General features: G+C 70.9%; 19 protein-coding genes and 5 tRNA genes. 16 read left to right on the top strand and 8 right to left on the bottom strand.

Annotated elements, in window-relative coordinates; all coding sequences use genetic code 11:
- Positions 1 to 40: 40 nt before the first annotated feature.
- The 6 genes from OG787_RS12660 to OG787_RS12635 all read left to right on the top strand — a co-directional run bounded on the left by OG787_RS12660 (position 41) and on the right by OG787_RS12635 (position 1,385).
- The gene (locus OG787_RS12660) at positions 41 to 772 is read left to right on the top strand and encodes an HAD family hydrolase (RefSeq protein ID WP_369037141.1); all 732 of its coding nucleotides are present in this window, start codon (positions 41 to 43) and stop codon (positions 770 to 772) included.
- Between the two features lie 91 nt (positions 773 to 863).
- A tRNA-Gln gene (locus tag OG787_RS12655) sits at positions 864 to 935 on the top strand.
- A 49-nt stretch (positions 936 to 984) separates the two neighbouring features.
- Positions 985 to 1,057 (top strand) — tRNA-Glu (locus tag OG787_RS12650).
- Positions 1,058 to 1,119: 62 nt separating this feature from the next.
- Positions 1,120 to 1,192 (top strand) — tRNA-Glu (locus OG787_RS12645).
- A gap of 20 nt (positions 1,193 to 1,212) precedes the next feature.
- Positions 1,213 to 1,284: transfer RNA gene (locus OG787_RS12640), tRNA-Gln, on the top strand.
- 28 nt (positions 1,285 to 1,312) lie between these two features.
- Positions 1,313 to 1,385 (top strand) — tRNA-Glu (locus OG787_RS12635).
- Positions 1,386 to 1,717: 332 nt separating this feature from the next.
- On the opposite strand, the gene ndgR is transcribed toward OG787_RS12635, so the two are convergent.
- Positions 1,718 to 2,434: an IclR family transcriptional regulator NdgR gene (gene ndgR / locus OG787_RS12630; protein WP_210588063.1), complete on the bottom strand. Its 717-nt coding sequence runs from the start codon at positions 2,432 to 2,434 to the stop codon at positions 1,718 to 1,720.
- 195 nt (positions 2,435 to 2,629) lie between these two features.
- Between ndgR and leuC the strand changes: the two genes are divergently transcribed.
- The 4 genes from leuC (at position 2,630) to OG787_RS12610 (ending at position 5,957) form a co-directional block, all read left to right on the top strand.
- Complete coding sequence (gene leuC / locus OG787_RS12625; protein WP_369037142.1) at positions 2,630 to 4,060, top strand: 3-isopropylmalate dehydratase large subunit; 1,431 nt, start codon at positions 2,630 to 2,632, stop codon at positions 4,058 to 4,060.
- 6 nt (positions 4,061 to 4,066) lie between these two features.
- Positions 4,067 to 4,660 (top strand): 3-isopropylmalate dehydratase small subunit, encoded by a 594-nt coding sequence (gene leuD, locus OG787_RS12620; RefSeq protein WP_405535240.1) that lies wholly within the window; start codon positions 4,067 to 4,069, stop codon positions 4,658 to 4,660.
- 289 nt (positions 4,661 to 4,949) lie between these two features.
- Positions 4,950 to 5,180, top strand: coding sequence for a hypothetical protein (locus tag OG787_RS12615; protein ID WP_369037144.1), 231 nt, complete (start codon positions 4,950 to 4,952; stop codon positions 5,178 to 5,180).
- A 138-nt stretch (positions 5,181 to 5,318) separates the two neighbouring features.
- Positions 5,319 to 5,957 carry an HU family DNA-binding protein gene (locus OG787_RS12610; RefSeq protein WP_369037145.1) on the top strand — a complete coding sequence of 213 codons (639 nt, stop codon included), beginning with the start codon at positions 5,319 to 5,321 and terminating at the stop codon, positions 5,955 to 5,957.
- Between the two features lie 198 nt (positions 5,958 to 6,155).
- Here OG787_RS12610 and OG787_RS12605 read toward each other — a convergent pair whose 3' ends face one another.
- Both OG787_RS12605 and cofC read right to left on the bottom strand, forming a co-directional pair.
- On the bottom strand, positions 6,156 to 6,377 hold the full coding sequence (locus OG787_RS12605; protein ID WP_369037146.1) for a hypothetical protein: 222 nt from the start codon (positions 6,375 to 6,377) through the stop codon (positions 6,156 to 6,158).
- 9 nt (positions 6,378 to 6,386) lie between these two features.
- The gene (gene cofC, locus OG787_RS12600; protein WP_369037147.1) at positions 6,387 to 7,025 is read right to left on the bottom strand and encodes a 2-phospho-L-lactate guanylyltransferase; all 639 of its coding nucleotides are present in this window, start codon (positions 7,023 to 7,025) and stop codon (positions 6,387 to 6,389) included.
- Between the two features lie 215 nt (positions 7,026 to 7,240).
- Here cofC and OG787_RS12595 point away from each other — a divergent pair, with 215 nt between their 5' ends.
- Genes OG787_RS12595 through OG787_RS12585 form a run of 3 tightly spaced genes read left to right on the top strand, consistent with a single transcriptional unit; the run spans position 7,241 to position 10,313 of the window.
- Positions 7,241 to 8,089, top strand: coding sequence for a lysophospholipid acyltransferase family protein (locus tag OG787_RS12595; protein ID WP_369037148.1), 849 nt, complete (start codon positions 7,241 to 7,243; stop codon positions 8,087 to 8,089).
- A complete protein-coding gene (locus OG787_RS12590) occupies positions 8,086 to 9,096 on the top strand; it encodes an NAD(P)H-dependent glycerol-3-phosphate dehydrogenase (protein WP_369037149.1) in 1,011 nt (336 codons plus the stop codon). The genes OG787_RS12595 and OG787_RS12590 overlap by 4 nt, the downstream gene beginning before the upstream one ends.
- Positions 9,097 to 9,155: 59 nt before the next feature.
- Complete coding sequence (locus tag OG787_RS12585) at positions 9,156 to 10,313, top strand: D-alanine--D-alanine ligase family protein (protein WP_369037150.1); 1,158 nt, start codon at positions 9,156 to 9,158, stop codon at positions 10,311 to 10,313.
- Between the two features lie 82 nt (positions 10,314 to 10,395).
- Here the strand turns inward: OG787_RS12585 and OG787_RS12580 are convergent, their stop codons facing one another.
- Positions 10,396 to 10,905, bottom strand: coding sequence for a DUF3515 domain-containing protein (locus tag OG787_RS12580; protein WP_405535239.1), 510 nt, complete (start codon positions 10,903 to 10,905; stop codon positions 10,396 to 10,398).
- Positions 10,906 to 10,919: 14 nt separating this feature from the next.
- Positions 10,920 to 11,153, bottom strand: a complete 234-nt coding sequence (locus OG787_RS12575) for an Lrp/AsnC family transcriptional regulator (RefSeq protein WP_003997603.1) — start codon at positions 11,151 to 11,153, stop codon at positions 10,920 to 10,922.
- 230 nt (positions 11,154 to 11,383) lie between these two features.
- Between OG787_RS12575 and OG787_RS12570 the strand changes: the two genes are divergently transcribed.
- Positions 11,384 to 12,349 (top strand): thiamine-phosphate kinase, encoded by a 966-nt coding sequence (locus tag OG787_RS12570; RefSeq protein ID WP_369037152.1) that lies wholly within the window; start codon positions 11,384 to 11,386, stop codon positions 12,347 to 12,349.
- A 14-nt stretch (positions 12,350 to 12,363) separates the two neighbouring features.
- Positions 12,364 to 13,149, top strand: coding sequence for a bifunctional hydroxymethylpyrimidine kinase/phosphomethylpyrimidine kinase (gene thiD / locus OG787_RS12565; RefSeq protein WP_405535238.1), 786 nt, complete (start codon positions 12,364 to 12,366; stop codon positions 13,147 to 13,149).
- Positions 13,150 to 13,244: 95 nt separating this feature from the next.
- On the opposite strand, the gene rpmB is transcribed toward thiD, so the two are convergent.
- A complete protein-coding gene (gene rpmB, locus OG787_RS12560; RefSeq protein WP_004924906.1) occupies positions 13,245 to 13,430 on the bottom strand; it encodes a 50S ribosomal protein L28 in 186 nt (61 codons plus the stop codon).
- Positions 13,431 to 13,706: 276 nt separating this feature from the next.
- Between rpmB and OG787_RS12555 the strand changes: the two genes are divergently transcribed.
- A complete protein-coding gene (locus OG787_RS12555; protein ID WP_369037154.1) occupies positions 13,707 to 15,428 on the top strand; it encodes a DAK2 domain-containing protein in 1,722 nt (573 codons plus the stop codon).
- Positions 15,429 to 15,623: 195 nt separating this feature from the next.
- Here the strand turns inward: OG787_RS12555 and OG787_RS12550 are convergent, their stop codons facing one another.
- Complete coding sequence (locus OG787_RS12550) at positions 15,624 to 18,560, bottom strand: tetratricopeptide repeat protein (RefSeq protein ID WP_405535237.1); 2,937 nt, start codon at positions 18,558 to 18,560, stop codon at positions 15,624 to 15,626.
- A complete protein-coding gene (locus tag OG787_RS12545; RefSeq protein WP_405535236.1) occupies positions 18,557 to 20,410 on the bottom strand; it encodes an HSP90 family protein in 1,854 nt (617 codons plus the stop codon). Before OG787_RS12545 ends, OG787_RS12550 begins: the two co-directional genes overlap by 4 nt.
- Positions 20,411 to 20,474 lie beyond the last annotated feature (64 nt).

The raw sequence follows: 20,474 nt of genomic DNA, 5'->3' as shown, positions 1-20,474 counted from the left end.
GGGACGCCGCCCTCCGGCGTCTGCCGGTACCGTCGGTGTCATGACGATCCGCGCCGTGGTCTGGGACATCGACGACACGATCTTCGACTACACCACCGCGGATCGCGCCGGCATGCGGGAGCAGCTCGTGGCCGAGGGGCTGCTTGATGCGTACGCGACCGTCGAGCAGGCTCTCGTGCGCTGGCGGGAGGTCACCGACCGGCAGTGGGCGCGGTTCGCGGCGGGGGAGATCGACTTTCTGGGGCAGCGCCGGGAGCGGGTGCGGATGTTCCTGGGCGAGGAGCTGACCGACGCCGGGGCCGATGGCTGGTTCGATCGCTACATCGGGCATTACGAGGCCGCCTGGGCGCTCTTCCCGGACGTACTGCCCGTCCTCGACCTCCTCGCCGCCAGTCACCGGCACGGGGTGCTCTCCAACTCCAGCATCCGCGTACAGGACCGCAAGCTGCGTGTGCTCGGCGTCCGCGACCGCTTCGAGTCCGTCCTGTGCGCGGCCGAGCTGGGCGTCCACAAACCGGACGCCCAGGCCTTCCACGCGGCCTGTGCCGCCCTGGATCTGCCTCCGGAGCAGGTGGCGTACGTCGGCGACCACCCGGAGATCGACGGACGGGGTGCCGTCGACGCCGGAATGCTGTCCGTGTGGATCGACCGCGACGGCCTCGTCGGCGCCGAGCAGGCCCCCGAGGGCCCGCACCGGATCGCCTCGCTCGCCGAACTCCCCGCGCTCCTCGGCGCCGATACCCGTTTTGGAGCGCCGTCCACCTTCGGGTAATGTTCTTTCTGCGCCGCCGGAGAGCGGGCCGAAAGGCCGGGAACCGGAGGTGCGAGCTAGAACAAAGGCTCCGCAGGGGCTGGCGTTCCAGTGGCCTATGGTGTAATTGGCAGCACGACGGTTTCTGGTTCCGTTAGTCTTGGTTCGAGTCCAGGTAGGCCAGCTCGCAGATTGCTTCAAATCTGCACCCGTGGAGATCAGAATCCACACAAGCCCCCGTTGTGTAGCGGCCTAGCACGCTGCCCTCTCACGGCAGTAGCGCCGGTTCGAATCCGGTCGGGGGTACAGATCCTTCCCGGAGGGTCAGCCAGGGTCGCACCCACTGACTCTCATGCAGGATCGCTAGGGCCCCCGTTGTGTAGCGGCCTAGCACGCTGCCCTCTCACGGCAGTAGCGCCGGTTCGAATCCGGTCGGGGGTACGCTTTACCTTGAAGTGCCTTGGTCTATGGTGTAATTGGCAACACTACGGTTTCTGGTACCGTCATTCTTGGTTCGAGTCCAGGTAGACCAGCTCGGATCTGCGGCAACGCAGGATCCACGCCCCCGTTGTGTAGCGGCCTAGCACGCTGCCCTCTCACGGCAGTAGCGCCGGTTCGAATCCGGTCGGGGGTACGTCAGTGCAGAGTGGCCCCCCGCTTCGGCGGGGGGCCACTCTGCATTTACCCTGCCCACAGCCCGTACCGCCGTCTCCAGACAGTCCGGGTCCCGTCTCGCCACCCGGTGCATCAACTCCGCGTACGGCGCCATCAGTTCGGCGTCCCAGGGACAGCCCGGCCGGATCAGTCGGACAGCGCCGCCAGCCGACCCACGCGGCGGAGCCGCGAACCGATGCAGCCCCGCGCCCCTGGGTGGGGCCACTCGCCCCTGACATGAAAGTGCCCTCGGGAAGCGGCCTGCCGCGGCGTTGAGGCCTGCCGGCTCCCGAGGGCGTACGTCTTTCTTGCTCAGCCAGTGCGGCGCAGGGCCTCCGAGAGGCGGGCCGCCGCGTCGATGACCGCCTGGGCGTGCATACGGCCGGGGTGGCGGGTCAGGCGTTCGATGGGGCCCGAGACCGAGACGGCGGCCACCACGCGGTTCGACGGGCCACGGACGGGGGCCGAGACCGAGGCGACGCCCGGTTCGCGTTCGCCGATGGACTGGGCCCAGCCCCGGCGTCGTACGCCCGACAGCGCTGTCGCTGTGAAGCGGGCGCCCTGGAGGCCGCGGTGCAGGCGCTCCGGCTCCTCCCACGCCATCAGGATCTGGGCCGACGAGCCCGCCTTCATCGTGAGCGTCGAGCCGACCGGGACCGTGTCCCTGAGGCCCGAGAGGCGCTCGGCCGCGGCGACGCAGATACGCATGTCGCCCTGGCGGCGGTAGAGCTGCGCGCTCTCGCCCGTCAGATCGCGGAGGTGGGTGAGCACCGGGCCGGCCGTCGCGAGGAGGCGGTCCTCGCCCGCCGCTGCCGCCAGTTCTGCCAGGCGGGGGCCGAGAATGAAACGGCCCTGCATGTCGCGAGCCACCATCCGGTGGTGTTCCAAGGCCACGGCGAGACGATGTGCCGTGGGTCGTGCGAGTCCGGTCGCCGCGACCAGACCCGCGAGGGTGGCCGGACCGGACTCCAGAGCGCTCAGGACAAGGGCTGCCTTGTCCAGAACGCCGACGCCGCTACTGTTGTCCATGAAACGATACTCGCGTCTCACTCTGTGAAACGCAAGTTCATTTTCCGGTGGAACGCGCCACTCTGGAAGACACAGCGGCCCGCCGACCAACGGGCCCGGTGGCGGATGTCCGGACGAGGGGTATGGGCGATCGCCTCCACAAGATCTCTATCTAGTTGGGCCGGCGCCCGCACGGACCGGCCTGGAGGGAAAGCGATGGGTAGGACACTCGCGGAGAAGGTCTGGGACGACCATGTCGTCCGGCGCGCCGAGGGCGAGCCCGACCTCCTTTTCATTGATCTGCACCTGCTGCACGAGGTGACCAGCCCGCAGGCCTTCGACGGTCTGCGCCAGAACGGCCGTAAGGTGCGGCGCCTCGACCTCACCATCGCGACCGAGGACCACAACACCCCGACCCTCGACATCGACAAGCCCATCGCCGACCCGGTCTCCCGGGTCCAGCTGGAGACGCTGCGCAAGAACTGCGCGGACTTCGGTGTGCGGCTGCACCCGCTGGGCGACGTCGAGCAGGGCGTCGTCCACGTCGTGGGACCGCAGCTGGGGCTGACCCAGCCGGGCACCACCGTCGTCTGCGGCGACTCGCACACCTCCACGCACGGCGCCTTCGGCGCGCTGGCCTTCGGCATCGGCACCTCGCAGGTCGAGCACGTGCTGGCCACCCAGACGCTGCCGCTGGCCCGCCCCAGGACCATGGCCATCACGGTCGACGGCGAACTGCCCGACGGCGTCACCGCCAAGGACCTGATCCTCGCCATCATCGCGAAGATCGGCACCGGCGGCGGCCAGGGCTACATCCTGGAGTACCGCGGCTCCGCCATCGAGAAGCTCTCGATGGAGGCCCGGATGACCATCTGCAACATGTCGATCGAGGCCGGCGCCCGCGCGGGCATGATCGCCCCCGACGAGACCACCTTCGAGTACCTCAAGGGCCGCCCGCACGCGCCCGAGGGCGCCGACTGGGACGCGGCCGTCGAGTACTGGAAGACGCTGCGCACCGACGACGACGCGGAATTCGACGCCGAGGTCGTCATCGACGGTGCCTCGCTCGCGCCGTTCGTCACCTGGGGCACCAACCCCGGCCAGGGCGCGCCGCTTTCGGCGTCCGTCCCCGACCCCGCTTCGTACGAAGACGCTTCGGAGCGCCTCGCCGCCGAAAAGGCCCTGGAATACATGGGGTTGGAGGCCGGCCAGTCGCTGCGCTCCATCAAGGTGGACACCGTCTTCGTAGGTTCGTGCACCAACGGCCGCATCGAGGACCTGCGCGCCGCCGCCGAGATCGTCGAGGGCCGCAAAGTTGCCGACGGCGTACGGATGCTGGTCGTCCCCGGCTCGGTGCGGGTCGGTCTCCAGGCCGTCTCCGAGGGCCTGGACCTGGTCTTCAAGGAGGCCGGCGCTGAATGGCGGCACGCGGGCTGCTCGATGTGTCTGGGCATGAACCCCGACCAGCTGGCCCCCGGTGAGCGCTCCGCGTCCACCTCCAACCGCAACTTCGAGGGCAGGCAGGGCAAGGGCGGCCGTACGCACCTGGTGTCGCCGCAGGTCGCCGCCGCGACGGCCGTACTGGGCCACCTGGCCTCCCCGGCCGACCTGTCCGACGCCGACACCCGTACGCCCGCTGGAGTCTGATCAGCCATGGAAGCATTCACCACGCACACCGGCCGGGCCGTTCCGCTGCGCCGCAGCAACGTCGACACCGACCAGATCATCCCTGCTCACTGGCTCAAGAAGGTCACGCGGGACGGGTTCGAGGACGGGCTCTTCGAGGCCTGGCGCAAGGACGAGAACTTCATCCTCAACCGGCCCGAGCGCAAGGGTGCGACGGTCCTGGTCGCCGGTCCCGACTTCGGTACGGGCTCCTCGCGCGAGCACGCGGTCTGGGCGCTCCAGAACTACGGCTTCAAGACCGTCATCTCGTCGCGCTTCGCCGATATCTTCCGTGGTAACTCGCTCAAGAACGGCCTGCTCACGGTGGTTCTGGAGCAGAAGATCGTGGACGCGCTCCAGGAGCTGACGGAGAACGACCCGCAGACCGAGATCACGGTCGACCTGGAGGCCCGCGAGGTGCGCGCCGAGGGCATCACCGCGGCCTTCGAGCTCGACGAGAACGCCCGTTGGCGGCTGCTGAACGGGCTGGACGACATCTCCATCACCCTCCAGAACGAGGACCAGATCGCCTCGTACGAGGCGAAGCGGCCCTCGCACAAGCCGTGGACGCTCAAAGTCTGAGGTCGCTTTCACGGACCGCTGTGGTCCGAAGGCCGCTCGCAAGTCGAGTTTCGGCCACTGCAACACCCCGTCTGTACCCCCGATCGCCACGATTGGGGGTACAGCTGTTTCTGCCTCCCGACCCCCTCGCGCGCCCTCTCGCGACCCGTCAACTCCCCATGTTAGAAAGGGTGTTGATTGGGTACCCGGGTCTTGACACCGCGGCTCCGAAGCCGGCGCGGAAGGCCGTTTGAGGCGGCAGTTGCCCCCTGAGCAGGCGACAACTCGCCCCAGATGGCACAATCTGTGCATGGAACACGACGGCCAACTCGAGCTCTACACGGCGGTCGCGGCCCAACTCAAGGAAGCGCACACAAGAGTGCGCGCACTGCAAGTCCCGGAGGGCGTACGGATGGCGCTGACCCGGAAGCTGCTGGTCATTACGGCCGCGGCCAAGCACGATCTCGCCGATGCGACAAGGCGGCTGGAACGCTTCACGGCGGACCTCGACGAGGGTCGATTCCCCGACGAGGACCGCTGAGGAACTCCGTGACAGCCCGAGTTCGTTGCGGCACAAGGGTGATTAGCCCGTTTCGTGTTTGATTTGCGGTATATATCTGCCTAACGTGCGAAAAAGCTTGAACACTTTCGTTCTGGCAATGTCTCCGAAGGGGAAGACGTGAACAAGGCGCAGCTCGTAGAAGCCATTGCGGACAAGGTCGGTGGCCGTCAGCAGGCCGCCGAGGCGGTCGACGCGGTCCTGGACGCCATCGTCCGCGCGACGGTCAGTGGGGACCGGGTGTCGGTCACCGGCTTCGGTTCCTTCGAGAAGGTCGACCGTCCGGCCCGTTACGCCCGCAACCCGCAGACGGGCGAGCGGGTTCGGGTCAAGAAGACCTCCGTCCCCCGCTTCCGTGCGGGCCAGGGCTTCAAGGACCTGGTGAGCGGCTCGAAGAAGCTCCCGCGCGGTGGCGAGGTCGCGGTCAAGAAGGCGCCCAAGGGCAGCCTGACCGGCGGTGCTGCCGCAACGGTCAAGAAGGCCGCGGCGAAGAAGGCCACCACCGCCAAGCGTGCGACGGCGGCCAAGAAGACCGTCGCCAAGAAGGCGGCCCCGGCCAAGAAGACGACGGCCACGGCGAAGAAGACCACGGCCAAGAAGACCACCGCGAAGTCCGCGGCGGCGAAGAAGACCACGGCCACGGCGAAGAAGACCGCCGCGAAGAAGGCCCCGGCCAAGAAGGCGACGGCCAAGAAGGCCCCCGCCCGCAAGACGGCGGCCCGCACCACCACCGCCAAGAAGGCCACCGCCCGCAAGTAACTCGGGGCGCGAGGGCACTCACGCGACGGGCCGGACTCCCTCGGGGAGTCCGGCCCGCGGCGTGTTCAGGGGGTGCGCGGTTCGGTGTTCGCCGCGGGCCGGTGGTGGCTGGTCGCGCCCCGCGGCGGAGCCGCAGATCGATACAGCCCCGCGCCCCTGAAGGGGCGCTGTCGCGGCCCCGACTTCACCAGGAACCGCTCAGAAGGTCTGGAGGGTGACGAGTGTGATCCGTGGGCCGTCCGCGGCCCCTGTCGCTCCCTCGGTCTCCTCGACCTCTATGCGCACCCGCTGTCCGGGCCGCAGCAGCCTCAGGCCGCCCGCGTCGAACGCCGGTGCGTCGAAGGGGACGGGGGTGCCGTCGTCGAGCAGCACACTGCCGCTGCGCGTCTCGGCGTCGTACGTGTACGCGGTCGCCTGCATGGCGGCAGCCTACTGGCCCGCGATCAGCAGCCCCTCGACCACGGCCGCCGTCCGCGGCCCCACGCCCAGAGCGAGCGCCGCCCGGAGATCGTCGCCGGTGTCCACGTCCTGGCGTACGGAATTCACCGTCGTGAGTCCGATTTCCACGGCGCCCGATTCACGATGGCGGAGCCGGGAATGCGGGCCGAAATGCGGAGACAATTCCTGACCGGGTCCCGCGGTCAGCAGAGTGGTGCCGACGGTGGCCGCGTCCGCGAGGAAAGCACGCGGGAATTCGGCGGCCGCATCCAGGACCCGGGCCAGTTCCAGGGGGCGCAGGGCCGGCAGATCGGCGTTCAGGGCCGCTACGGGGCTGTCGGGGCGGATTGTCCGTACGGTGGCCGCTCCGTGCGCCAGGGCGGCGTTCAGGCCGCCCAGGGGCTCGTCGGGGACGATCGCGGCCCCCAGTGCGGCCAGCTCGCGGGCGGCGAGGGCGTCGTCCGTGACGACCGCCACATCGCGGACCGCCGTGCAGGCGAGCACCGCAGCCACCGTGTCCTGTGCGAAGGCCAGGGCGAGACCGGGGCGGAGCCCGTCGTGGGCGGTGTCCGCGAGCCTGCTCTTGGCCCGCGCCAGGGGCTTGAGGGGTATGACCACTGTCCACTGCACGAGCGTTCCGTACCTCCCTCGGCCACCCCGGCTGCTCACCCGGCGCTCTCCCGGTCGCAACCATTGTCACCTGGCTGTCATCAAAGCCCATCCGGCGGTGTCGGTGCCGGGGCGTACGGTGTTCTCGACAGACCGGAAGCCTGGGGCGACACTTGTGCGGCCCCCAGGTCAACCGGCCGGAGGTCCTGGCCCAGGCCCTAGAGGAAGGTGTCCGCGTGCCCCGCCGCAGAATCGGCTTCTGGTACCGCCTTGCAGCGGTCATCTGCAAACCGCCGCTGGTGGTTCTGATCAAGCGGGACTGGCGCGGATCGGAGAACATTCCGGCGGCTGGTGGATTTATCACCGCGGTGAACCACAATTCGCATGCCGACCCCTTCGCCTACGCGCACTACCAGTACAACAGCGGCCGTGTTCCGCGTTTTCTGGCGAAGAGCGGGCTTTTCAAGAAGGGATTCGTCGGCACCATGATGCGTGGTACCGGACAGATCCCCGTCTACCGCGAGACCACCGACGCGCTGAGCGCCTTCCGTGCCGCGATCGACGCCGTGGAGCGCGGTGAGTGCGTCGTCTTCTATCCCGAGGGCACCATCACCCGCGACCCGGACCAGTGGCCCATGACCGGCAAGACCGGCGCCGCGCGGGTCGCCCTCCAGACCAAGTGCCCGGTGATCCCGGTGGCCCAGTGGGGCGCGAACGAACTGCTGCCGCCGTACGCCGGAAAGCTCAACGTCCTTCCGCGCAAGACCCACCACGTTCTCGCGGGCCCGCCCGTGGACCTCACGCGGTTCTACGACAAGGAGATGAGCCCCGACCTCCTGAAGGAGGCGACGGAGGCCATCATGGCGGCCATCACCCGCCAGCTGGAGGACATCCGCGGCGAGAAGGCGCCCAAGACGCCGTACGACCCGCGCCAGGAGCGGATCGAGCAGCGCCGCCGCACAGCCGCGGAAGAGGCACGGGACGCGCAGGAGGCACGGGACGCCCAGGACGCGCTCGACGCCTTGAAGGCGGTACCAGAAGCAGCACAGGCACGGGAAGTTCAGGAAGAGGGGCAGGGCAAGTGAGCGAGCCGGTCAAGGCGGCGGTGTTCAGCGCGGGATCGTGGGGGACCGCCTTCGGCATGGTGCTCGCCGACGCCGGCTGCGAGGTGACCCTGTGGGCCCGCCGCCCCGAACTCGCCGAGGCGATCAACTCCACGCGTACGAACCCGGACTACTTCCCGGGCGTCGAACTCCCGGAGAACCTCCGCGCCACCACCGACCCCGCGGAAGCCGCCCGCGACGCCGACTTCACGATACTCAGCATCCCCTCGCAGACCCTGCGCGGGAACCTCGCCGAGTGGACGCCCCTGCTCGCCCCCGACACGGTCCTCGTCTCCCTGATGAAGGGCGTCGAACTCGGCTCCGCGATGCGGATGAGCGAGGTCATCGAGGACGTCGCCAAGGTCGGCCAGGACCGGATCGCGGTCGTCACGGGCCCCAACCTCGCCCGGGAGATCGCCGCCCGGATGCCGGCCGCAGCGGTGGTCGCCTGTACGGACGACGCCGTGGCCCAGCGCCTCCAGACCGTCTGCCACACCCCGTACTTCCGCCCGTACACCAACAGTGACGTCATCGGCTGTGAACTGGGCGGCGCCGTCAAGAACGTGATCGGGCTGGCCGTCGGCATCGCCGACGGCATGGGCCTCGGCGACAACACGAAGGGCTCGCTCATCACGCGCGGCCTCGCGGAGACCGCCCGCCTCGGCCTCGCGATGGGCGCCGACCCGCTCACCTTCGCCGGACTCGCGGGCCTGGGCGACCTGGTGGCGACCTGCTCCTCGCCGCTCTCCCGCAACCACACCTTCGGCACCAACCTCGGCAAGGGCATGACCCTCCAGGAGACCATCGCGGTCACCAAGCAGACCGCGGAGGGCGTCAAGTCCTGTGAGAGCGTGCTGGATCTGGCCCGCAGGCACGGCGTCGACATGCCGATCACCGAGACCGTCGTCGGCATCGTGCACGAGGGCAAGCCGCCCGTCGTCGCCCTCAAGGAACTGATGTCGCGCAGCGCCAAGCCCGAACGACGCTGAGCAACAGGGGTCTGCGGGCGCTGACTCAGCGCCCTACCACCGGGTACCCTCAACGCGATATGAGCACCGAGAACCTCCCCCAGAGCCCCGAGCAGCCGTCCCGCAAGCCGCGCGTGGCCGTCGTCTTCGGCGGTCGCAGCTCCGAACACGGGATCTCCGTGGTCACCGCCGGCGCCGTGCTGCGTGCCATCGACCGGACGAAGTACGACGTCCTGCCGATCGGCATCACCCAGGACGGCCGCTGGGCGCTCACCGCGGACGAACCGGAGCGCATGGCGATCGTCGACCGCAAGGCGCCGAACGTCGACCAGCTGGCCGAGTCGCGCGAGGGCGGCGTGGTGCTCCCGGTCGATCCCTCGAATCGCGAAGTCGTCTACAGCGAACCGGGATCGGTGCCCAAGGCCCTCGGCGAGGTGGACGTCGTCTTCCCCGTGCTGCACGGCCCGTACGGCGAGGACGGCACCCTCCAGGGCCTGCTGGAACTCTCCGGTGTCCCGTACGTCGGCGCGGGCGTGCTCGCCTCGGCCGTCGGCCAGGACAAGGAGTACATGAAGCGGGTGTTCACGTCGTTCGGCCTCAAGGTCGGTCCGTACGTGGTGATCCGGCCGCGTGAGTGGGAGCGCGACGAGTCGGCCGCCCGCAAGAAGATCGTCGACTTCGCCGGTGAGCACGGCTGGCCGCTGTTCGTGAAGCCCGCGCGCGCGGGATCGTCGTTCGGCATCACCAAGGTCGACGAACTGGGCGGCCTGGACGAGGCGATCGCCGAGGCCCAGCGCCACGACCCGAAGATCATCGTGGAGGCCGCGCTGCGCGGGCGCGAGATCGAGTGCGGGGTGCTGGAGTTCGAGGACGGCCCGCGTGCCTCCGTACCCGCCGAGATCCCGCCGGTCCAGTCGCACGCCTTCTACGACTTCGAGGCCAAGTACATCGACTCGGCCGACGGAATCGTCCCCGCCCCCCTCACCGAGGACCAGACCGCGGAGGTCCGCCGCCTCGCGGTGGAGGCCTTCGACGCGGCCTCCTGCGAGGGCCTGGTCCGGGCGGACTTCTTCCTCACGGAGGACGGCGAGTTCGTCATCAACGAGATCAACACGATGCCGGGCTTCACCCCGATCTCCATGTACCCGAGGATGTGGCAGGAGACAGGCGTGGACTACCCCGAGCTGGTGGACCGCTTGGTGCAGGCGGCGCTGCGCCGCTCAACAGGGTTGCGGTAGAGCGCCCCAAAGGGGCGCGGGGAACTGCGCGACCAGCCACGGCGGACCCGCACCCAACAACGCAACAGATCAAGTACGGCGCTTAGTTGGCAATCCCCACAGGAACCGTCTTCTTAATAGCAGCAGCCAGATCGACAAGCGCCCCTGACGTGTCCCGCCCCGACGGAACAGTCACCTCGACATAGGCAAGCCGCGAGGAAGTAGTGAAACGGGACGACCCGTCGTCCCGTTTCTCCATCAGCCAGCCAACCCCGTTCACCTCGCCCCCCACCGCATCAGGATCCGCACCGGTGGCGACCTTGGGGTCCGTCATCTTGGGCGGCCTCACGACACCGCAGCGCAGTATGATCGCCGGGCTGCCCCAGCCCGCGGTCAGTGCGGACCGGGGCTCGGGGTCGTCCCGGTCAAGACCGTCCACCTTCGCCGGCAGCGCCTTGTCCAGGTTCCCGCACAGCTTCATCGCCTTCCCGTCCGGCTCGGGAACCGTGACCGAGGCGTTGTCGTCTGCGGAGGAGCAGCCCGTGACGACGATCATCAGGGCGAGCACGGGCAGAGCGAGCGGCCGGTGACGGAAGAAGAAGTGCACCGGCACAGGGTAGACGGGGGCTACAAGTGCACCACCGGGCAGGTCAGGGTGCGGGTGATGCCGTCCACTTGCTGGACCTTCGCGACCACCATGCGGCCGAGGTCGTCCACTGTGTCGGCCTGGGCGCGCACAATCACGTCGTACGGTCCTGTCACGTCCTCGGCCTGGATCACCCCCGGGATCTTGCTGATCGTCTCGGCGACGGTCGACGCTTTGCCGACCTCCGTCTGGATCAGGATGTACGCCTGTACCACGGAACCTCCAGGGCGGCCACGAGGATCATGTGGGGAAAAGGAACGCCACGGTATCGCGTCGCCGCGCGCCAGGGGGAGACCCGCGGCGGCCGGGGCACCCGCGCCGGGGTGCGCACGAAGCACAGGTTGACGGTCACCTCGACCGTACCGAGGCCGACGGGGCCTCGCGACCGGGCACGGACAGCAACACGGGCAGCAACGGGGACAGCACCAGAAGGGGACGTACGTCTATGAAGGGCACTGTGGGAGAGCTGGGGGAGTTCGGGCTCATCAGGGAGCTGACCTCCCGGCTCACCACCACCCCGGCGGTCCGGGTCGGCCCCGGCGACGACGCCGCCGTGGTCGCCGCGCCCGACCGCAGGGTCGTGGCGAGCACCGACATCCTCCTGGAGGGGCGGCACTTCCGCCGTGACTGGTCCACCGCGTACGACGTGGGCCGCAAGGCGGCCGCCCAGAACCTCGCGGACATCGCCGCCATGGGCGCCGTACCGACCGCACTGCTGCTCGGCCTGGTCGTCCCCGCCGACCTTCCGGTCACCTGGCCCGTCGAACTGATGGACGGTCTGCGGGACGAGTGCCAGGTCGCGGGCGCGGCCGTGGTGGGCGGTGATGTCGTACGAGGGGACACGATCATGGTGTCCATCACCGCGCTCGGCGATCTGCGCAACCACGAGCCGGTCGTCCGGGGCGGTGCCCGGCCCGGTGACGTGGTCGCCGTGACCGGCTGGCTGGGCTGGTCGGCGGCCGGGCACGCGGTGCTCTCGCGCGGTTTCCGCTCCCCGCGCGCCTTCGTCGAGGCCCACCGGCGCCCGGAACCGCCGTACCACGCGGGCCCGGCGGCGGCCGGTCTCGGCGCGACCGCGATGTGCGACGTCAGCGACGGGCTGATCGCCGACCTCGGGCACATCGCGGAGGCCAGCAAGGTCCGGATCGACATCCGTTCGGGCGCGATCGACATCCCGTCCCAGATGAACGACATCGGGCAGGCCGTCGGCGTCGACCCCATGCAGTGGGTGCTCACCGGCGGCGAGGACCACGCGATCGTGGCGACCTTCCCGCAGGACGTGAAGCTGCCGGCCCGCTGGAAGGTGATCGGCGAGGTCCTCAACCCCTCGGCACTGCCCCAGGTGACGGTCGACGGGGCGCCCTGGACCAGCAAGGGCGGCTGGGACCACTTCGCGGACATCGAGTCGTGAGCGGAGCCAGGAGCGTGCCTCCTCGCGTGCTGACTGTCGCAGGCTCCGACTCCGGCGGGGGCGCGGGAATCCAGGCCGACCTGAAGACGATGCTGGCGCTCGGCGTGCACGGCATGAGCGTGCTCACGGCGGTCACCGCGCAGAACTCCCTCGGTGTGCAGGGCGCTTGGGAGTTGCCGGTGGAGGCTGTGCTGGCCCAGTACCGCAGTGTCGTCGACGACATCGGCGTACAGGCGGTCAAGACCGGGATGCTCGCCTCGGCCGAACTGGTCGAGGCGGTCGCCGAGTTGATCGCGGCGACGGACGTGCCGACGGTCGTCGACCCGGTGGGGGTCTCCAAGCACGGGGATCCGCTGCTGGCCGCCTCGGCACTGGATTCCGTACGGACGAAGCTGCTGCCGGTGGCGACCGTGGCGACGCCGAACCTCGACGAGGTGGCCCAGCTCACGGGCGTACGGGTCGAATCGGAAGGCCAGTTGCGCGAGGCCGCGGCTGCCGTGCTGGCGTACGGGCCGAAGTGGGCGCTGATCAAGGGCGGGCATCTGCCCGGAGAGGCCGTGGACCTGCTCACGGACGGCTCCGAGGAGCACTGGCTGCGCGCCCCGCGCCACGACAACCGGCACACGCACGGCACGGGCTGCACGCTGGCGTCGGCGATCGCGTCGGGGCTGGCGAAGGGGGAGTCGGTGCCGGCGGCGGTGCGGGCGGCGAAGGAGTACGTCACCGGGGCGATCGCGGCCGGGTTCGCGCTGGGGGGCGGGATCGGGCCGGTGGATCACGGCTGGCGGTTCCGGGCCTAGGGAGCATCCGGTATCCGGGTACGGCAAAAAGCCGGTCCACCGAGGTGGACCGGCTCTGTGCAGCGAACCAGCAGTGGCCGCGCGCTAGCTGAGCGTCAGCGCGAGACCTTGCCGGCCTTGATGCACGAGGTGCAAGCGTTCACGCGCTTCGGCGTCCCACCGACCACGGTACGTACGCGCTGGATGTTCGGGTTCCAGCGACGGGGCGTACGGCGGTGCGAGTGGGAGATGTTGTTGCCGAAGCCCGGCCCCTTGCCGCAGACGTCGCAGTTGGCAGCCACGGGTCACTCCAAAGACTTCAGATGCTCTTACGGGTTGATCCCGGCATGCCGGGATCAGGATCGTAGGATCTGAGTGGCGGTGCCAGGGAGAAGGCCCGATGTGCGAAGACCATCTGGGATGGTCGTCTCGATCGGGCAACCGGAGCAGCATACAACGACTGCGCCAGTACAACGAAACTACCATGGCTGATCAGGGCCTCGCTCCCGCCCCGGGCCACCCGGCATTCACCCGGGGTCTACGCTGCGTGCCACGTCCAGCAGCTCAAGGAGGCACAGGTGCCGCAGGTGCCGCAGACATTCTTCGATGCTCTCGCGGTGCGCACCTGGTGCGGACTCGCGCTGGCCGCGCTGGGGCGGGCGCGCGAGGAGATCGACGCGATCAATGTCTACCCGGTGGCCGACGGCGACACCGGCACCAACCTGTATCTGACGCTGGAGTCGGCGTACGCGGCGGTCGAGGCGGCGTTCGCGGGGCACGAGGCGGGGGCGGGCGCGAGTGGTCCCTCCGGGGCTCCCACGCTGGCCGACGCGGCCCGGGCGATGGCCCACGGCGCGCTGATAGGGGCGCGCGGCAACTCCGGCACGATCCTGGCGCAGCTGCTGCGCGGCATGGCCCAGGTGCTCGCCGCCGAGGCGGACGGCGAGACGGGCGGTGAGAGTGCTCACGTCGACGGTCCCGGTCTGTGCCTGGCCCTGCGGCACGCGGCCGACGCCGCCCGGGAGGCCGTGGCCCATCCGGTCGAGGGCACGGTCCTCACGGTCGCCTCGGCCGCCGCGGACGCCGCGACGGAGGCGGAGGGCGACTGCGGGACGGTCGCCAGAGCCGCGTACGAGGGTGCCTCGGCCGCGCTGGCCGCCACCCCGGGGCAACTGGCCGTCCTGGGGCGCGCGGGCGTCGTCGACGCGGGTGGGCAGGGGCTGGTGACGGTGCTCGGGGCGCTGGTGGAGACGTTCCGGGGGGAGGCGCCGGGGGGTGCTGGGGCGGGGGCGGCACACGTGCGAGTGCCTGTGCGGTACTCCGATGCTGATGCTCTTGACGAGCCGGTCGACTGCGCGGACGAGGGCGACGCCACCGGTCCCGCCTTCGAGGTGATCTATCTCCTGGAGGCCGAGGACGCGGCCGTCGGGCGTCTTCGGGAGCGGCTCGACCGGCTCGGGGACTCGCTCGTGGTGGTCGGCGGCGACGGGCTGTGGAACGTGCACGTCCATGTCGACGACGCCGGTGCGGCTGTGGAGGCGGGCGTCGAGGCGGGGCGGCCCTACCGGATCCGGATCACGCACTTCGCGGTCGGCGACGTGCACACCGGGGGCGCCGGACGGCCGCCCCGGGAGCGGGTGCAGCGGGCCGTGGTTGCCGTCGTGCCGGGGGAGGGGCTGGCCGGGCTGTACCGCGAGGCCGGCGCGACCACCGTGCTCGCGCGGCCGGGCGAGCCTCCCGCGAGCGGGGAGCTGGTCGAGGCCGTACGGCGGGCCCACGCGCGCGAGGTCGTGCTGCTGCCCAATGACGCAGACCTGCGCCACACCGCTGCCGCGGCTGCCGAGCAGGCTCGCTCGGAGGGGATCCGCGTGGCGCTGATCCCGACGCGCTCGGCGGTCCAGGGCATCGCCGCGCTCGCCGTGCACGAACCGGAGCGGCGGTTCGACGAGGACGTCGTCGCGATGACCTCGGCGGCCGGGGCGACCCGGTACGCCGAACTCGCCGTCGCGGAACGGCAGTCCTGGACGATGGCCGGGATCTGCCAGACCGGCGACGTCCTCGGCCTCATCGACGGCGACGTAGCCGTGATCGGCTCGGACGTCACGGCCACGGCGGTGGCGGTCATCGACCGGATGCTCCAGGCGGGCGGGGAGATGGTGACCCTGGTCCTGGGGGACGAGGCCCCCGAGACGATCGCGGCGCACCTTGAGGCACGGGTGCGGGAGGGTTATCTGGCCGTGGACACGGTGGTGTACCGGGGCGGCCGGCAGGGGGCGCTGCTGCTCATCGGCGTGGAGTGATCTCGCTTCCCATCCCTCGGGGGCTGCCGCCCCCGAACCCCCGCTACGGCCCTGAACGGGCCTTGTCCTCAAACGCCGGACGGGCTGGTTTGTCAGCCCGTCCGGCGTTTGAGGACAAAAAAGGGGGGTCTGGGGGCGCAGCCCCCAGGGATGGGAACGGGTAGGGGCGGCGGGGGCGAGGAGGCTCGGGGCCGGCTACTCCGCCTCCTGTTCCTCCATCAGTTGGAGCATCTGTTCTGCTTCCGCCTGTCGGGCCCGGACCGTCTCGGTGTCCGAGTTCTCGGCGGAGTCTCCGTACGCCCGCAACACTCCCCGCGCGCGTGCCGCCGCTTCCGCAGGCCGACTGAGGTCCGCCTCCAGCCAGCCCGCGGCCAGCTCCGCGCCGGTGCGGCCGTGGAGGCCCTCCTCGCCCAGTGAGGAGAACACCGCGATCGCCTTCGTCATCTGGGCCAGCGCCTCCTCGAAGGCGGCCTCGATCGCGCCGTCCTCCGCGTCCTCGGCGGCCGAGCGGGCCAGCAGGTCGCCGAACTGGCGGTGGGTGTGGGCGAGTTCGGCGCCGAGCTGCTCGCGGGACTCCAGGTCGTCCGCCTCCGACAGGGCCTGCCCGCACTCGCGGACCGCGTCCTGCATCCGGAGGCGTGCCCCGGCCAGCCCCGCCTCCGTGCGCAGCGCGAGCCACGCGCGGGCGCGCAGGGCACGCACCAGGCCGTGCACATTGCCGAGCGAGCGCCACAGGTCGCCGGCACGTTCGTAGGCCTGATCGGCCTCGGCGGGCAGCCCGGCCTGGCCGAGGGACTCGGCGGCGAGGTGGGCGAGGGTCGCGTGGTCCTGCTGTTCCGGCCAGTGGCGGGCGATCTCCGCGGCCTTCAACCGCCGTTCGGCCGACTCTCGGTGCTCGCCCAGCTCCGCCAGGCAGTCGGCGAGCCACCACAGCGTCTGGACGACCGCTCCGTCGCCGTGCGATTCGGCGCTCAGATCGGGCAGCGCCGACTCCAGTACCTCGGCCGCCTCCGCCCACCGGCCCTGCCGGAGGAGGAAACCGCCGAGCAGATGCCTGGCCCAGGCCCCCAGGGTCGGGCCCTCGCCCGCCTCGTCGGCCCAGTGCGCGGCCTCCAGGGCGTGGTCGGCGGCCTCGCCGACCTCGTCACGCGCCCCCAGGATCTCGGCGAGCTGGAGGTTCAGCTGGGCGTGCCCGGCCGCCTCCAGATACGCCCCGCCGTGCTCCAGGGCTCCCCGCAGCGCCCGCTCCGCCTCGGCGATGTCGCCGAGATGGTGGGCGAGCCCGGCCAGCCGGGCCTCGTACTCCACCGCGAACCACGGCAGCCCCGCCGCGACGAACGCGTCCGTGGCCCAGGTGAACAGCTCCGCGGCGCCTTCCAGGTCCCCGGCGCGCGTCGCCAGCTCCCCGAGCATGGCCTGTGCCTCCGCGCCCCGTGAGGCGAGCCGTACGTCGTCCCCGGCGTGCCCGTCGACGAGCGCCAGCAGCTCCCGTACGGCGTTCTCGGCGGCGGCCAGGGCGCGGTCGGTGCCGGTCTCCTCGACCTGGCGCATCAGGATGCGGGCGCGCCCCATCAGGACGGCCGCGGCCTGTCGTACGCCGGTGCCCTCGTCGGAGTAGAGCGCGAGGACCTCCTCGTACGGCTCGGAGACGGCGTCCAGGGCCGCGTCCACGTCGCCCTCCAGGGCGCGGGCGTACGCGGCGCGGGCGCGGGCGGCCAGGGCCTCGCCGGGGTCGCCCGCCTCGGCGTACAGCTCGGCGGCCCGCTCGAAGAGCGCGATGCCCTCAGGACCGCCCTCCATGGCCTTGTGGTCGACGATCTCCGCCTGGTCGGCCACCGATACCTCGACGCCCTCGGCGGCCCGGGAGACGGCCGCCCACGCCTCCATCGCGTTCGGGAGCAGCCCGTCCGACATCCGGCGGGCCTCGGCGAGCAGCGCGGGCAGGTCGTCCGGCGCCGGGGCCGGAGCCTTGGGCTCGGTGGGCCGCGTCATCGGCGCCCTGCGGGGCGCGGGGACACCGGACGCCCGTACGCCCAGCGGCAGCCGGTCCACCAGAGGAACCTGTGCCATGCGCGCGCGGATGTCCTCACCGACGTACGACGTGCCGTTGCGGGCGTCGAAGCGCGTGGAGAGCGAAAGGGCCTCCTCGCGCGCGTGGACGGCGAGTTCGCGGGCGGTCCAGTCGCGTCCGGCCGGGCCCGGCACCGACTGGGCGCCCATGCCCAGCCCGGTCAGCCGGTCCATCAGGAGGGCCACGGCGGCCATGAAGTCCATCTGGCTGCGCGGCTGCCCGGAGTCCGTGAAGTACGCGGGACGCTCCGCGAGCAGCTCCAGGCCCCGCGCCTCGTTCCCGGTCAGCGCGCAGAACTCGACGTGGTCCGCGTACGCGCCCCGCATGCTCTCCATGGGCCGCACCAGCCGGAAACCGCGGAGGTGGTGCGCGCGGGCCTCGTCCAGGCGGCCGAGCCGCAGCAGCGGGCCCAGCGAGGACGCCAGGACGGTGTGCGGCTCGTGGGCGCACGTGAACTCGCCCTCCAGGACCGGCCGCCACAGGTCGAGCGCCTCCGCGTCCGCGCCCCGCTCGGCCTGCCACCAGCCCTGGCTGTGCAGTTCGCAGGCATGGCAGTCGGCCATGCTGTCGCGGTCGGCGGCCAGCCAGGCGGCGTACGCCCGTTCGGCCCGCGCCAGGTCGCCGACATGCGCGGCCACACTGAACTCGGCGCCGCGCACGGCCCGTTCGGAGTGCCCGGCGAGCCGGTAGCGGTGCTCCATCTCGCCGAGCCACTTCTCGATGGAGGCCAAGGGGATGTGCGGCTGGTCCAGCATGCCCGCGGTCATCCACTTGAAGACCCAGTGCAGTGTGTGGACCTCGTACTCGTCGAAGTCCTCGGGCCGCTCGTCCCACATGCGCAGCAGACGCGCGAAGGGGACGAACATCCGGTCCTTCTCGGAGCTGTAGTTGTAGGCCTTCAGCTGGTGCCCGAGCGCCTCGATCACGGCGAGCGGGATGTTCAGCTTCTCGGCCTCGGCCAGCAGCTGCTCCGCGCGCGCGTTGCGGGCCGGTCCCTCGGGCTGCTCCGCGTTGAGAGCCATGGCCTCGCGGAGCGCGTCGAAGTCCTTGATCTCGTTCATCGCCGGCCGTCCTCCGTGGGCTCCGTGGGATCGCTGTGGGTGGCCCACTCCAGGAGGCCGATGAACGCACGGTTCAGCAGCGCGGAGTCCGCGGGCCGCAGCGGGCGCTGCGCCATGAGCAGCGCCTGTCCGTACAGGGACTCCGTGGCGGTGCCGATCAGTTCCGGGTCCTCCAGGGAACTGATCCTCCGGATCAGCGGGTTGAGATGGTTGAGCACCAGCCGCGCGCGCGGGGCGCTGCCCCGCAGCGAGCCGAGGATGCCGGCCCACAGGTCGTCGGCCTTCTCCTCGGCCTCCGCGCGGGCCTGCTCGTGCCGGGCCGCCCGGTCGTCCAGGTGCAGCGCGGGCACCGACAGCGGGTGGAAGGCGCGCAGGACGACATCGCACCCCAGGGGGTCGAGTTTGGCCCGCGCGGCCCCCAGGAACGCCGCCAGGGCCAGCTCCTCGGCCGGGTCGACGGCGTCCAGGTGGGCGGTCACGGTGTCGGCGTCCAGCTCGGCGACCACGGTCCCCGGGCGCACCGACGGCAGCGCTTCGATCAGCTCACTGTCGTACGTGTAGCCGCCGTTGACGACACCGACGCCCTGCGCTGACGCGATCGGCGCGACCTGCCGGTACTCCTCGACACTCCGGGTGAAGTGCACCACCGGGTGCCGCTGCGCGAACTCCTCCAGGGACAGCTGCCCGTCGGTCGTCTCGAAGGGGAGCCACGGCAGCATCGTGCGCAGCATCTCCTTGTCGTGCCTGGCCAGCGACTTGACGCCCAGGTGGTGCACCGACAGGAACGCGGACAGCCGCTCCGGATCACCTGCGGCGAGCCCGGTCAGCCAGGAGCGAATCCTTTCCCCCAGCGCCTCGCGTACGGCGGCCAGCGTCTCGTCCTCGTACAGCGACTCGCGCGAGGCCGTCGGCCGCAGGCTGTCGGTGTCCAGCACGCACCGCACGAAGAACGCCCAGTCGGGCAGCAGCTGTTCGCCCCGCTCGGTGAGCAGCATGCCCTTCAGGTGCACGCGGTGACTCGCGCGCTGCGCCGGACTCACCGAGGACGGCAGGACGTACGCCACCCCGCGGATCCCGGCGAGCGGCACGTCCAGGTCGATCGAGTCCAGCGGCGAGAACCCGAACAGGTCGTGACAGTGCCGCTGAAGGGCCACCCTCCGGGTGGCGGGCGACGGGTACGGACGGTTCCAGGGCGCGGGCAGATCGGTGACGGCCTCGTCGCCCACCCGTACGTCGTACGGCAGCAGCGACCCGAAGTCCCGCGCCAGCGCCAGCACGCGCTCCTCGGTGAGCCACTCGCCGGCCCCGGGCCGCGCCACCAGGTGCACGGTGGTGCCCGGTTCGGGCCGGGCGTCGTCGGGGAGCGTACGCACGGTGTACGAACCGTCGTCCGCGGCCGTCCACTCCACGGGCGGCGCATCGGGCGTACGGGCGCTGCGGCTGACGACCCTGATCCGCTCGGCCACGACGAAACAGGCCAGCAGCCCGATCCCGAACTGGCCGAGGAATTCCGAACGGGCCTCCTGGATGTCGCCGGGGTCCGCCCGCTTGGAACTGCGGCCGATGGTCGCCAGCAGGTTGTGCACGTCCGCCTCGGTGAGACCGACCCCGGAGTCCTCGACCCGCAGGGTGCCGCCCTCGGCGTACAGCCGCACCCGCGCCGGGGCGTCGGGCTGCTCCGCGCGCCGGGCGGTGATCGCGTCCACGGCGTTCTGAAGCAGCTCGCGCAGATAGACCTTGGGGCTGGAGTAGAGGTGATGGGAGAGCAGGTCCACGAGGCCGCGCAGGTCGACCTGGAACGTATGCGGTGACTGGGATGCCTGGGATGACTGTGAGGTCTGGGAGTCCATCGTCGCAGCGCCGGAGGGGGGACCAGGTTCTGGCGACGGCGCGGGGTCGGGCGGTCCCGGTGAG

This window comes from Streptomyces sp. NBC_00075 (genome assembly GCF_045041225.1).
In the GTDB taxonomy this organism is placed as follows: Bacteria; Actinomycetota; Actinomycetes; order Streptomycetales; family Streptomycetaceae; genus Streptomyces; species Streptomyces adonidis.
This window is presented reverse-complemented; position numbering and strand designations above follow the sequence as displayed.